General features: G+C 51.8%; 14 protein-coding genes. 3 read left to right on the forward strand and 11 right to left on the reverse strand.

The genetic code is table 11. The features are described 5' to 3' along the window. Positions 1 to 69: 69 nt before the first annotated feature. From K5L82_RS01275 to K5L82_RS01295, 5 genes are all read right to left on the reverse strand, one after another. The gene (locus K5L82_RS01275; protein ID WP_223132887.1) at positions 70 to 1,983 is read right to left on the reverse strand and encodes a flagellar hook protein FlgE; all 1,914 of its coding nucleotides are present in this window, start codon (positions 1,981 to 1,983) and stop codon (positions 70 to 72) included. 28 nt (positions 1,984 to 2,011) lie between these two features. After that, on the reverse strand, positions 2,012 to 2,689 hold the full coding sequence (locus K5L82_RS01280; protein ID WP_133005307.1) for a flagellar hook assembly protein FlgD: 678 nt from the start codon (positions 2,687 to 2,689) through the stop codon (positions 2,012 to 2,014). An 18-nt stretch (positions 2,690 to 2,707) separates the two neighbouring features. After that, the gene (flgC, locus tag K5L82_RS01285) at positions 2,708 to 3,157 is read right to left on the reverse strand and encodes a flagellar basal body rod protein FlgC (RefSeq protein WP_133005306.1); all 450 of its coding nucleotides are present in this window, start codon (positions 3,155 to 3,157) and stop codon (positions 2,708 to 2,710) included. A gap of 32 nt (positions 3,158 to 3,189) precedes the next feature. Further along, on the reverse strand, positions 3,190 to 3,591 hold the full coding sequence (gene flgB, locus K5L82_RS01290) for a flagellar basal body rod protein FlgB (protein ID WP_133005305.1): 402 nt from the start codon (positions 3,589 to 3,591) through the stop codon (positions 3,190 to 3,192). 219 nt (positions 3,592 to 3,810) lie between these two features. Next, positions 3,811 to 4,392 carry a nitroreductase gene (locus K5L82_RS01295; protein ID WP_223132888.1) on the reverse strand — a complete coding sequence of 194 codons (582 nt, stop codon included), beginning with the start codon at positions 4,390 to 4,392 and terminating at the stop codon, positions 3,811 to 3,813. A 212-nt stretch (positions 4,393 to 4,604) separates the two neighbouring features. Here K5L82_RS01295 and K5L82_RS01300 point away from each other — a divergent pair, with 212 nt between their 5' ends. Further along, entirely contained in the window at positions 4,605 to 6,044 is a 1,440-nt protein-coding gene (locus K5L82_RS01300; RefSeq protein ID WP_133005303.1) for an adenylate/guanylate cyclase domain-containing protein, read from the forward strand. A gap of 9 nt (positions 6,045 to 6,053) precedes the next feature. Here K5L82_RS01300 and queF read toward each other — a convergent pair whose 3' ends face one another. From queF to K5L82_RS01315, 3 genes are read right to left on the reverse strand one after another with little or no spacing between them, the layout of a single operon-like run. Then, positions 6,054 to 6,872 carry an NADPH-dependent 7-cyano-7-deazaguanine reductase QueF gene (queF, locus tag K5L82_RS01305; RefSeq protein WP_223132889.1) on the reverse strand — a complete coding sequence of 273 codons (819 nt, stop codon included), beginning with the start codon at positions 6,870 to 6,872 and terminating at the stop codon, positions 6,054 to 6,056. A gap of 19 nt (positions 6,873 to 6,891) precedes the next feature. After that, on the reverse strand, positions 6,892 to 7,665 hold the full coding sequence (locus K5L82_RS01310; RefSeq protein WP_133005301.1) for an ABC transporter permease: 774 nt from the start codon (positions 7,663 to 7,665) through the stop codon (positions 6,892 to 6,894). Next, on the reverse strand, positions 7,662 to 8,612 hold the full coding sequence (locus K5L82_RS01315; protein ID WP_223132890.1) for an ATP-binding cassette domain-containing protein: 951 nt from the start codon (positions 8,610 to 8,612) through the stop codon (positions 7,662 to 7,664). Before K5L82_RS01315 ends, K5L82_RS01310 begins: the two co-directional genes overlap by 4 nt. A 460-nt stretch (positions 8,613 to 9,072) precedes the next feature. Here K5L82_RS01315 and K5L82_RS01320 point away from each other — a divergent pair, with 460 nt between their 5' ends. After that, a complete protein-coding gene (locus K5L82_RS01320) occupies positions 9,073 to 9,984 on the forward strand; it encodes an organic solvent ABC transporter permease (protein WP_262492456.1) in 912 nt (303 codons plus the stop codon). Here K5L82_RS01320 and K5L82_RS01325 read toward each other — a convergent pair. The 3 genes from K5L82_RS01325 to K5L82_RS01335 form a co-directional block, all read right to left on the reverse strand. Further along, complete coding sequence (locus tag K5L82_RS01325; RefSeq protein WP_223132892.1) at positions 9,974 to 11,278, reverse strand: HD-GYP domain-containing protein; 1,305 nt, start codon at positions 11,276 to 11,278, stop codon at positions 9,974 to 9,976. The two genes, K5L82_RS01320 and K5L82_RS01325, sit on opposite strands and share 11 nt — an antisense overlap. Before the next feature lie 176 nt (positions 11,279 to 11,454). Continuing rightward, positions 11,455 to 11,847: a hypothetical protein gene (locus K5L82_RS01330; protein WP_262492457.1), complete on the reverse strand. Its 393-nt coding sequence runs from the start codon at positions 11,845 to 11,847 to the stop codon at positions 11,455 to 11,457. Positions 11,848 to 12,106: 259 nt separating this feature from the next. After that, positions 12,107 to 12,385, reverse strand: coding sequence for a PilZ domain-containing protein (locus K5L82_RS01335; protein WP_133005296.1), 279 nt, complete (start codon positions 12,383 to 12,385; stop codon positions 12,107 to 12,109). Positions 12,386 to 12,572: 187 nt separating this feature from the next. Here K5L82_RS01335 and K5L82_RS01340 point away from each other — a divergent pair, with 187 nt between their 5' ends. Beyond that, positions 12,573 to 13,586 carry a Fe(3+) ABC transporter substrate-binding protein gene (locus K5L82_RS01340; protein ID WP_133005295.1) on the forward strand — a complete coding sequence of 338 codons (1,014 nt, stop codon included), beginning with the start codon at positions 12,573 to 12,575 and terminating at the stop codon, positions 13,584 to 13,586. The last annotated feature ends 19 nt before the right edge of the window (positions 13,587 to 13,605 follow it).

Raw genomic sequence — 13,605 nt, forward strand, 5'->3', positions numbered from 1 at the left:
AAACTCCTGCCGGAATTTTGACTGTTTCCAGTATTCCTGCAGGAGTCATGCCATGTTTACTTGAAAGGATTAGCGGAGGTTGATGATGGTCTGGGTGACCGCATCTGAGGTCTCAATGGTTTTAGCATTCGCCTGATAGTTGCGCTGGGCAATGATCAGGTTGACGAGCTCAGCTGAAAGGTCAACGTTGGATTCTTCAACCGAGCTTGCCTTGATTGAACCCAAAGTTCCGGTGTCCGGAGCGCCGATGACAGGCTGACCAGATTCGAAGGATTCAACCCAGGTGGTATCGCCTACCGGAGACAAGCCATTGGTGTTGTTAAACGATGCCAACGCCACCTGCCCCAAGGCTTTGGATTGGCCATTGGTATATCGGGCAAAAATCACTCCCTCCCCCGACACGTCAAGCCCCGAAAGCCGCCCGGTTGTATAACCGTTTTGCTGCTGATTATTCACACCAAACGTGGCGCCATACTGCGTAGCTTGTCCGAGATCCAGAACGAAGGCGGAACTGTTCGCCGGCAACGGGATCGGGCTAACCACACTCGAAGGATCTGCTGGAGGGCCATCAGCACCGTTCGGGGCACCGTTAGGATCTTTCGGGACCCAGTCAGCGATAATGATTTCTCCATTCACATCGCCGTTAATGGACTCCAGCTGACCGTCCTGATTGAAGATAGCCGTGTATGGCTGCTGGTCGGTTCCGGCCACCATTTCACCATCGATTTCAACATAGATCGACCACTGGCTTTGGCCTACACCGTTGCCCGGCGATGGCTCTTTTACGAAGAACTGGGTCATTTCGTGGGTGTTGCCCAGACTGTCGTAAATTTTTGTGGAGGTGGCGTGATTGTAGGTACGTTGGTCTATGGGGTTAAAGGCATTTATTTCGGTAAAGCCGGTTGCGTTAAAAGCGGCCTCGAACGAACTACTGCCGGAATCGGTTGTAACCCCATCCACACTACGGTTAGTGGTTACGATCAATTCTCCGTCATAGGTTTGACTGTTCGCCAATGGAGTTCCATTTGGAGCGTCACCGTAAGCCACCTCCAGAATCTCGCCGCTATCTTGAACTACCCTCAAGACTGAACTGGTATTAGGATCATCATCATGATCAATGACCGACGCCGAAATCGAGCTCTGACTGCTATTATTAATAGCCGCAGCCACATCCTCCAAGGTAGCTACGTTTTGCAGGTCCAGAGCAATCGGCCCGGATCCGCCAATTTTAATTTCCATTCGGAAATTCGAAGCACTGCTCACATCGGAATCACTCAACCCTGTCAGCGTCGCAGACGTACTCGCAGTCGCCGTAACGCCTGGGGCGTCATTAATTGCACTGGCCGCCTCCGCAGCGGACGCACCTGCACCTATTTGGGGAACAGAGTAATTGCCAGTTCCGTCGTTATAGCCAAATGTAAACGCCGAACCTCTTAGCGAAGCAACGTCAACCGGAGCAAAATTGCGCACGCGCTGCTCCAACACCGACTGCCGAGAATCCAAATTCAAATCCGTAACCAGATTCGTAGTTCTACGCGGTGCAAGGTTTCCAGTCTCAATCGCCAGATCCCCACGCACACCAGATAGATTCCCGTCATCATCAGCTGTATAACCTTGAACCTTCATGTTCTGGTTATTCACCACGAACCCGTCTTTATCGATCCCGAACTGTCCTGCCCGCGAGTAACGGGTTTCACCGTTATTGCTCAGAATAAAAAAGCCATCGCCGCTGATGGCCATATCCAGCCCGCTATCGGTGAAGCTGATATTGCCTTGGCCAAACGACTGCTTAACATCCTGCACCCGCACACCGTCGCCAATCGGATTTGTTCCGCCGCTCAGAAAGCCGTTGGCGTACAAATCGCCGAATTGCACTTTACTGCCTTTAAAACCGACTGTACTGGCGTTGGCAATGTTGTTGCCGGTTACGTCCAGATCCACCGATGCGGCCCGCAGACCACTCAATCCAGTATTAAATGCCATGACTTATACCTCCTGGTCCGACACCGGTTCAGTTAATTTGTTTTACATCAGACAGAGCAATGGAACCCATGCCTGCCAGATTCAATGTAATGGAGCCACCATTGTTCAGAGACACACTGTCTACGTTTGCACTGACCATGGTGCCCAACTGCTCCGGCCCGGATGGGTAACTACCCTGCGCAACAATTTGGTAAGGGCCTTGCGGCAAAGCATTGCCGTTGCCGTCTTGACCGTCCCAACGGAAAGACACAACACCAGCTTCACTGCTGCCCATATCGATCTGCCGTACAAGCTCGCCCGACTGATTCATCACAGACAATCGCAAGCCGCCGGTAGACGCTGGAACGTCGATGGTGCCGGTCACTTCACCCTCTGCGCCAAGAATGCCTACACTGGAGGGAGCCAGAACGGTTTTACCCACCATGGCCGACGCCTGCAGCGCCTGACTTGAGCGGAACTGCCCAGCCACTTCGTCCACCGTACCGGTGAGGTTCTGCATTTCTTCCAAGGAGCTGAACTGCGCCAACTGGGAGATAAAGTCGCCGTTGTCTTGCGGCTCCAGCGGGTTCTGGTTTTTCATCTGTGCCAGCATTAATTCCATGAAGGCATCTTTACCGAGCTCGCTACCACCCTGAGCCTTGCTGTCTTGCTGAACTCGATACTGGCCCAGCACATCGGCGGCAGACGCTGAATTTACTGCACTCATCACTCTCTCCTCGCCCTATTACTGCTGACCCAGCGTCAAGATACGCTGCATCATGGATTTAGCGGTGTTCATCACGTCTACGTTCATCTGAAAGCTGCGCGATGACGACATCATGTCCGCCATTTCTTCAACCACGTTTACGTTTGGATAGAACACGTAACCGTCTTCATTCGCTGCCGGGTGGTTCGGCTCGTAGCGCATTTGTAGCTCAGCATCACTTTCAACAACCCCCTCAACCCGTACGCCGGCACCTGCACCGTCTTGCGAATGAACACCAAAAGTCTGTTGGTCCGGGTTCAACATAGATTGTTGAATCGCCGCGAATACCGGCTTGCGTGCACGATAAGTGCCTTCCGTGCTGGAACTGGCGGTTTCGGCATTGGCGATGTTCGAGGCGGTAGTGTTCAGCCGCAGGGACTGTGCGGTCATGCCTGAACCCGCAATGTCGAAAATGTTACCCAGTGACATGACTGTCTCCTTCAATCAAAAATGGCTGCGGCTTACTCGCCTTTCAGGGCTTTGGTCAGACCTGAAAACTTGCTGCTGAGAAACTGGAAGCTGGCTTGGTAGTCCATGGCGTTACGCATGAAACGGGTTTGCTCCTGCTGCGCGTCCACAGTGTTCCCGTCAACCGAAGGCTGGTGAGGTGTGCGGTACAGCAATTCACCGTCGGCCCCGCCCGCTCCGGACGTGTCCATGTGCGAACTGTGGGTGGTGGCCATCTGAACACCGCTCATTTCATTCTGCGCTTTCTGCATCATGGCGCGGAAGTCGATGTCCCGCGCTTTGTAGCCAGGGGTATCTGCGTTCGCCATGTTGTTGGCCAGCACTTCTGCCCGCTTAACACGACCTTGTAGGGCCTGTTCGTGAATACCCAATGCGCTATCGAATGAAATTGCCATCACTACCTCCAGAAATCTGCTCCGGCTTTTGATCACTCAGTGATTGCCGGTTTTGCGTTCTGATAGAGGTAAAGCAAGCGGGATGCCAAAAACAAAAAAGCCTGCGGAAATGCAGGCTTCGTGGGGTATGGGGTGTAATCTTAATATTGTTTGAACCGGCAACACAGCTTCAGGTTACACAAAGGCGGCAAGCTGTTTCCTCACCCTGCCGCCCCACGATCACACACTCCAGGCGCGCGATTGATCAGGCCCTAACCACTCCTCAATAAAATCACCACTCGATGGCCGTGGAACAGGCGGCTTATGAGATGAAACCGTTCCGGTGTAAAGGAAGCCGGTAATAATCTCATCCTTTGACAGGCCAAGCCCCTCACGCACGACGGGATCGTAGGCGAATGCACCCGAACGCCACATGACGCCATATCCTGCATCTGACAATGCCAGCAACAGAAAGGACATCCCCGAAGCCGCAGACATTACCTGCTCGACATCCGGAACTTTTTTATGGGGTTTGGGCGAAGCGATACCTACGATGACCATTGGCGCACGGAGTGGTGCCTTGCTGGCATTATCCCGGGCCTTCTCGCTGGCATCTACCCCGCAAGATTGCGCAAACAGATCCCCAAGCGCAGCCAATGCTTCACCTTCTATAACGAGATATCGCCATGGACGCAGCAGTGCATGATCAGGCGCACGAGCCGCGCATTGGAGTGCAAGATCAACCACATCTCGGGGCGGAGCCGGTGCCTCTAACCGCGGTTCTGACGAACGCTCCATAAGAAACTGGGCAATAGAACTCATATACTCTCGCTATTTATACAAGTGTGTACAAAATCGTTGTGTCTGTTGACTTGGGTTAATTGTGACTAATACTTAATGCTGTTAACCTTTAGTCGCAGGTACTACCAATAAAAAACTTTCGGCACCCACCATGAGCCACACTCGACTAAATTACAGCGCTGACAAGCAAAACGTCTCTACGTTAAGCGTGGCGGTATGGGTGCGCCATTAAGATGATGAGTGCTCCGGCAGAACTTCGCAACGTTTCCGTCAATTCGGGAAAAGTTTCATTAAACGACCCCTATGATAACACGGTCGTAATCCCCCCCATGCCAGACTACAGTGGACGCATTCTGGCTTACACATTCACATCACTTGTTGTCGTCACCGGCGTATTTCAGGACATTTTTGCGCACTGGCTTCTATGGCTCGTGGCCATGGGAATGGTTTGGCCCCATCTTGCGCATGTCATTACTCGCCGTACATTCTTAAAAACCTCACCGCGAATTCGCCAGAAGATGTTACTGCTCGACTGCGCTTTCGCCGGCTCGCTAATTGGGGCAATTGGCCTGATCGCCATTCCCACCACCGCGATCATCCTCATGCTGATGTTCAGTTGTCTGATTGTCGGCGGCGTGCGGCTCTGGATGTTTGGTACTGCGCTAACGGGCTCTTCTTTGGCCGCCACCGTTGCCGTTCTTGGCAGCGCGGACAACCTGCAAGCCCCCCTTTTGACCAGCGTCATCGCAGTGCTGGCAACTGGCGCATACATCTGCGTGACGGCCTATTACTCACACGTGCAGGCAAGAGCCCTGTTGTACGCCAAAACCCAGATTCAGAACCAGCGAGAACAATCCATTGCGCTCTCCCACAAATTGTCTAAGTACCTTTCTCCGCAGGTGTGGCAATCCATTTTTACCGGCGAACGCGATGTTCGGCTTGAAACCCAGCGCAAGAAGCTAGCGGTATTTTTTTCCGACATTAAAGGCTTCACGGAATTGTCTGAAGAAATGGAACCCGAAGCGCTTACCGAACTTCTGAACCACTACTTTAACGAGATGTCTCAAGTGGCACTGCGGTACGGTGGCACCATCGACAAGTTCGTTGGCGATTCCATTATGGTGTTTTTTGGTGATCCAACCAGCCGGGGCCAACGCGAAGACGCATTTGCGTGTGTGTCTATGGCCATCGACATGCGCAAACACATGAAGATCATGCGCCAGAAATGGCGTAGCCAAGGCATTAAAACCCCACTCGAAATCCGCATGGGTATCAGCACTGGTTACACCACGGTCGGCAACTTCGGCGCCGAAAATCGTATGGATTACACCATTATCGGCAAGGAAGTGAACCTGGCCAGCCGGCTGGAGTCCTTAGCCGAAGCTGGCGAGATTCTGATTTCTTATGAAACATTCTCGCTGATTAAAGACCGCATCATGTGCCGGGACAAAGGCGAAATCACGGTGAAAGGCTTCGGCAAACCGGTGCCTATTTACGAAGTAGTCGACTTCCGCCGTGACATGGGGCCAAACCGCAGCTTCCTGGAACACGAACACAGCGGCTTTGCGATGTATCTTGATTCAGACAAAATCACCGAACGTGAGCGCACCGTTATCCTCACGGCGCTCGAAGATGCAGCTGATCGCCTTCGCCAGGAAGACGAAACAGAGTAACCATTCGCTTTACTGCCGCACCAACCTAGGCCCTAATCCATCTTGTGGACTGGTGCTTCGCCACGGATTGATATCCAACCCGCCCCGGCGAGTGTAACGCGCGCACACCATCAACTCTGAGGGTTTACAACGCTGCATCAAATCCGTGAACACGGTTTCCACACAGTGCTCATGGAAGTCTTGTTTCTGCCGAAAACTGATGATGTAGCGCAGCAACCCAGCACGATCAATTGCCGCGCCAGTGTAGCGTATAAAGATTGTTGCCCAATCCGGCTGCCCCGTTACCGGGCAATTACTTTTCAACAAATGGGAGCACAGCCCCTCCGTCACCTCGGGACCATTCGCCAACAGAGAATCCGGCGCGTAGTCGTACACAACATCTTCCACCGCTTCGTTATCGATCAGCTCGCAATCATCTGGCCGCCCCACTGCGGCGGCGGTTTCATCAACACTGCGCATCTGCACGTGAACCGCACCGCCACAGACCCTGGACAAGTCTCGAATGATCGTTTCTGTGACTTGCGATTCAGAAGAGAAAACATTCTGATTCAGAGAGTTGAGATATAACTTTAAGGATTTACTTTCAACAATAGAAGGCGATGCAGCGGGAAAGCGAATCTCCGCCCACGCCACCACTGGTACGCCGCCAGGGCGCAACCAGGATAGCTCCCATGCCTGCCACATATCTTCACCAAACCAAGGCCAGCGCCCATCTTCAAGGCCAATACGCCGTCGGTTGTCTTCCCTGGCCACCGGGAACAACAGCGAAGGATCGTACTGATCCGGATAATCGCTGGACTTGCCCAGCGGAGCGTTATCAAGTGCCATATAAGTTACCGGACCCCAATTAGTGTCGAATGCCCTTACCTCGCGCCAACATGCGCAGGGCAACGGCTGATAGCAAAACAATAAAGACCAGAATCATACCAAGTGACACGAACGGATTAACATCCGAAACACCCAGTATGCCGTAGCGAAATCCATTCACCATATACAAAATGGGATTAGCCAACGACACGTTCTGCCAGAGCGCCGGCAACAAATCGATGCTGTAGAACACGCCACCCAAATAGGTCAACGGAGTGAGCACAAACGTCGGCACGATGGAAATATCATCAAACTTGGTCGCCAGCATGGCGTTGATAAAGCCACCTAAGGAAAATAACGCGGAGGTCAGGAACACAGTAATGACCACCATCGGCAAGTTATGGATGGCCAGTTGCGTGAAGGCCAGCGATAACAAGGTGACGATCAACCCGATAATCAAGCCTCGGGACATACCACCCACCACGTAGCCGGCGAGAATCGTCCAGTTCGGTACCGGTGAGACCAACAGCTCTTCAATGCTGCGCTGGAACTTCATCGAAAAGAACGACGACACCACGTTCGCATAGGAACTCGTGATGACCGACATCATGATCAGTCCCGGAACAATGAACTGCATGTAGTCAAAACCGCCCATATCGCCGATGCGGGAGCCGATCAGATTACCGAAGATGATGAAGTAGAGTGTCATGGTGACCGCAGGTGGCAACAAAGTCTGCGGCCAAATCCGGGTAAACCGACGAATTTCACGCAAAACAATGGTTTGAAACGCAGTCCAAAGTGCCAGAGGTGTCATGCCGATCCCTCCTTCGTGCTTTCGGCTTCAGCGGCATTCTCTTCAACCATCCGCACAAACAACTCTTCGAGGCGGTTCGCCTTCGTTCGCATGCTGGTTACCTTGATGTTTTGCTTTTCCAGTTCTCTGAACAGCGCGTTCAACCCTTGCCCTTTCGCCACCTCAACTTCCAAAGCACCATCACCGTTAATCACGCACTTGAAGCCTTCCAGCTCGGGTGCTGCATCCAGCGGTTGTTCGGTATCAAGAATAAAAGCCTCAACACTTAATTGCTGGAGCAATTCCCTCTTACTGGTGTGACGGATGATCTCGCCATGATCAATGATGGCGATATTCCGGCACAGGGCTTCCGCTTCTTCCAGATAATGAGTCGTCAGAATAATGGTGGTGCCCTGACGGTTAATCTCTTCCAGGAATTGCCACATCGAGCGACGCAATTCGATATCCACACCGGCAGTCGGCTCATCCAGTATCAGTAACCGGGGCTCATGCACCAATGCCCGTGCAATCATAAGACGCCGTTTCATGCCCCCGGACAGCATTCGCGCCGGGGTGTTGCGCTTATCCCACAACCCCAGTTTTTTCAAATATTTTTCAGCGGATAGACGAGCCTTCTTTAAAGGGATGCCGTAGAACCCCGCTTGGGTGGTAACGATATCCAGTACTTTTTCAAACTGATTGAAATTGAACTCTTGAGGCACCACACCAAGATTCAGTTTTGCATCCGAAAGTTCGTTATCAATGTCTTTGCCGAAAACACGAACCGTGCCGCCCGACTTATTCACCAGCGAAGACACAATTCCCAGGGTGGTCGATTTACCGGCACCGTTGGGGCCCAGCAAGGCGAAAAAATCACCCTCGACGACCTGAAGATCAATCCCTTTCAGAGCGTAGAAACCATCTCCATAGCGCTTCTCTAGTTCTTCAATTTCCAATGCATAGGTCATAAGTAGAACCGCTGTTATTGATTACACCGCACTCACGGCAAATATGTAGTGCGCTATGTGATTGAGGCAATTCGTCAAAATTCAAGGCAGTGCAAGATATTCATCCGCTACACACGAAACCCCCAAACTGCGACAGGTTTCCCGATATAGGCAAACCGCCCTCCCTATAATGCCGTTACAACAACTTACAAAGCCTGCAATTGCCGTTGGCAAATCAGGTGATCGCGAAGGGATTGTACGACACACCATGGAACTCGTTCATCTGCGCCGTTTATTGCTTCCTCTTTTTACCACCCTTGTGTTGTCCGCATGTTCTGACGGCGGAGGGTCAGGCTCAGACGATACTCTCGCGGGTCAAATTCAGAGCCACGGCGTAAGCGGGCTAACCTACACGACTAATTCCCGCGAGAGCACGACGGACGCACAAGGGAAATTCAGATACTACCCCGGCGAAACGTTAATGTTGAAAGTCGGCGCCCTGCCAGTTGCCGACACGGTCCCGGCGAAAGAATTTGTCAGCATTCTCGATTTCCAACCGGAACTTCGTGAAGCTTTAGAAACCTCGAAGGTTGATAGCCAGAATCTCAAAGACCACGCATTGACAGAATCCACGTTACTGAACAACCAGGAACTGCTCAATCGCACTCGCTTTCTCATGGCATTGAACTGGACCGAAGTCATTCAGGACGATGAAGGTATTGATATTCGGCCCCGAGTGATTGCCCAGCTCAATGCCGCGCTGGACGATCCTGAGCTTCCGTCTACCATTGATTTTTCGATACCCTCCGCCGAATTCGAAGCCGAAGACTCGGCCGCAAATCAATTGCTGGCCAGCATTTGTTTCCACAAAAAAGGTGACCAACTGTGCGGCAAGCCTCCAACAGAAGCAGAAATTGAGAATGCACCGGAGCGCCCCGAAAACGATGACGATATCGACCCGGACGAAACCTACAAGCAAGACCTTAAATCGTTAAGAGAACGCATTCTGCAAGCCGTTCGGACAATTGAAGATATAGATGCCCAAGGCGCCAAGGAGTACCTGATAAAGGAACTTGCCGGCATCACCAACGCAATCGGCAGGAAATATTATCTTTCTGATCACATCGCATCACATTCGGCCAGCGACACCGCTTTAAAAACCATCGCGATCAGAAAAGTGGGCGGGGATATGGCCATCAACAAGAACGGTGTCGAAGCAATCAGCACCCGGCCCCAAGACGTCGCCGTTCATACATGGAGCTGGCAAGAAGCTTATGTTGAGTATTTCGTGGACGGGGAACCCGGCGGAGAGTCTGAAGTTTTAATCAATTTCAAACCCGAGAACGACTACCGTTGGATTCGAAAATCACTTCGGGTCCTTATTACCGAGTAAAATGTTTACGGAGCGACCAGCGTGGCTCGTTGGTCGCATCCAGAGCCTTCAGATCCAGGCCGTCGGTACCGTGAGGCAAGCACTCTCGAACGGCAAGAACAGTACCTGGCACTCTGGACTCATTATAGCGAGCCAAATCAACCACCTTCCCGCTTTTTAGCAAACTTTGCTCGCTCGCTTGCATGATCATAACGCTTGGAAATAACCGACGCTCCGGATGGTGCGAAACAACCACCCCACGACAACCATCAGACAATTCAACCAAGGTTCCGGCAGGGTACACACCGACCGCCTGAATGAAGGCTTCTACCAGATCCTTTTGAAACTCGATATTTCTCATTTCATAGAGCCAGCCTACCGCTTTGGCCGGCGTCATCGGCTCGAGCCCCTCTCGCGGTGCTATCAAAGTTTCAAAAAACTCCGCGATACCGGCCACTTTCGCCAACAAGGGAATCCTCTCACCACCGACACCAGACGGAAAGCCGGAGCCGTTGTGACGCTCTCTATGTCCTTGAACAACACTCAAGACTGCCTTGGAAATACCAGACGGCTGAAGAATTTCAACACCACGCTGAACGTAAGTTCTGAAAATCTCGAACTCTTCGACAGAGAGCTGCTGTTCTTGCTGAACGATGTCCGCTGGCAAAGCGGTTTTCCCGACTTGAGTCAACAAGCAACCCGCCCCAAGGTGATTCAAAAGCCCTTCATTCAAGCCAAGTTGGCGACCAACCACCAGAGCCCACACAGACGTGTTTAACGCATGGCGATACACGAAATCATCGTATTGGCGGGTTCTGCTCAACCACAAAAGTGCATTGGGTTGCCGGCAGACACTTCTCACCATCTTTTTAGTGACATCAGCGACCAGACGGCCATCCAAGCCAGCCTCCGTGTGCACTGAATCGAACATTCGCTCAAGCGCGAGCTCGGCATCACGCAACAATTTCTTTGAGGTTTTGACCTCTTTCTTCAGGGTCGCGGTGACTTTGTGGCGAACCGGCTGACGAATACTCAGTGGCGGAAGCTCAATTTCTTGTCGCTCGTTCGCTCTTTGCTTTGAACGCGCCCGAAATCCTAAAACACTTTTGCCATCAACGCTGACGGAATCACGATTTTCAGGCTCATCAACCATGACCCATTTACAGTGGGATGCTAGCGCTCGCACGTCATTTTGCGAGCGGATATAAAAGCCTTGTATCGGAAACGGGGTCTGGTGCCACGGCCGATCCAGATCAGACACAAACATGCCGACCTCCAGATCATGTACCGCTAGCTTTTGTTGTTGAACCCCCACCGCATTCCCCTCAGGTATAAATAGCTCAGGGTACTCAGTTTGACACGCCAGTGCCTAGCTGCCATTACCGTTTTGTAGAGAAGCGTCACTAAAATAGTCGAAAACGTAACTTAGATTATCGATTCGAAACCAAACGTACGGGCGAGAACTCGTTTTAGTAGAGGAACCCTCTTTAATCAATCATCCTTACATACGGATTCATCAAACTCAGGCAACCGGGCACTAAGCGAACCTCTTGGCACTTTGCGGGCATATACCGTATACGCAACCGTTGACGCTCGAAGATAATCCATATTGACTATCTTATCGCCTTTTAAAACCTCTGAAACCAAGGGCCGGCAAGCGACCGACAGCTGAAATTTGGCACCGATATCAGCAATGCGCTCCACAGTTTCTGGCCCAATCACTTGCAAGCAGGCAACCTCATTGACCGGGCCACTTTTAAACACACTCTCGTCAAGGTTTTGCTGGCCACAGGCCCTTACACCTACCGCACAATCACCCGCGCGTTCTTGGCTATCGTCCGAAAGTAGCCAAACCCGATCACTGCATTGGGCTTCGACTTTCATTGTTGTTGCCTTATCGCGAATAAAAGACCAGTCCGGGTAGTCTGCCGATTGCCACGAGACGCGTATCTGGCGGGGATCGCCCGATGAATTCTCACCAGGAAACATCGCGTAGTGTGTGTAATAGCTGGCGCACCCGGGTAGTGCGAGAAACAGGAGCATAAGACCGAATAGTTTTGTACGACAGGTGTTAATCAACATTATGAAAGCGGGCCTTCCCAAGCACATGAATCCATCACCAACTTTTCCAAAAGACCGGCGACTATTCGCAATCCAACGCAAACTGCAACCCGTATCCTTCTTCGGTTTTGCGTACAACAACCATATTCAGTGTCGGCGCGGGTACCGGCAATCCCTGGACTTGCACGACGACCCGGTCTCCCAGGTTAGGGGCAAATGAGACGCCTTCCAGCGCAATGAAAATTCCGCCATCGGAAATGTCGCGCGTTGGAAAGATATGCTCTCCCAGCTCTTCATGGATAACCTTGACTCTTGCACTCATGGCCGTGCGGAGATGTTCCCTGCGATCACTTGTGGTCATTCGAGGATTCCTAAGAAGTTACGTCTTTTTATAATGTTAAGAAGCATACCATCATTTTTGTATAAATATGCCAAGAGAGTTATTGACTCAAACCCCACCATGAATGAGAATGGTTGTCGTTTTGAAATGCCGTTGATACCCAATTACGGAACGCATTCACTAGCATCGAAACCAAAGGAAAGCACCTATGCGTATGAAACTAGCCGCAACCGCCGCCATAGCACTGGCAGCCATGCCGCTCAGCGCCTCAGCCGATGGCGAAGTTAACATCTACTCTTATCGCCAAGCATACCTGCTCGAACCTCTTCTGAACGCGTTCACGGAAGAAACAGGCATTGAAACCAATGTTGTATTCGCCAAACAAGGCTTGGCAGAGCGCCTTGAGCGCGAAGGTCGAAATAGCCCGGCCGACGTGGTCATGACCGTGGATATCTCACGCATCAACGAACTGGTTGAACGAGATCTGGTAGCGGGCGTTGAATCAGACACCCTTTCTCACAACATTCCAGAAAACCTGCGCCACCCAGAAGGCAAATGGTACGCCCTTACAACTCGCGGTCGGTTGATCTTTGCCTCAAAAGACCGTGTGAAAGAAGGCGAAATCACCACCTACGAAGAACTCGCCGACGATAAGTGGGAAGACCGCATCTGCACCCGCAGCGGCAAGCACCCGTACAACATCGCCTTAATTTCCTCGATGATCGCCCATCACGGCGAAGCTGAAACCGAGAAATGGCTGAAAGGCGTGAAGAACAATTTGGCCCGCAAACCGCAAGGTGGCGATCGAGACCAGATTAAAGCCATTGCCGAAGGCGAATGCGATATCTCCATCGGCAACAGCTACTACTACGGCAACATGTTGAAAGACGAAAACCAGCGCCCAATCGCTGAACAAGTTAACCTGATTTTCCCGAACGCTGAAGGCCGCGGCACCCACGTCAACATCAGTGGCATTTCACTGACCAAGAGCGCGCCGAACAAAGACAACGCCATTCAACTGATGGAATTCTTGTCTTCACCGGAAGCCCAGCGCATTTACGCGGAAGCCAACACTGAATACCCGGCCAACCCGGAAGTTAAGCCAACCGGTGTAGTCGCAGAATGGGGTGACATCAATCCTGACGACCTTTCACTGCAGGATATTGCAGAAAACCGCAACGCCGCGGTAAAACTGGTTGATCGAGTGGATTACGACAGCTAAATATTGTCGTCCATTCACA

It is taken from the genome of Marinobacter sp. AL4B, from assembly GCF_019916045.1.
In the GTDB taxonomy this organism is placed as follows: Bacteria; Pseudomonadota; Gammaproteobacteria; order Pseudomonadales; family Oleiphilaceae; genus Marinobacter.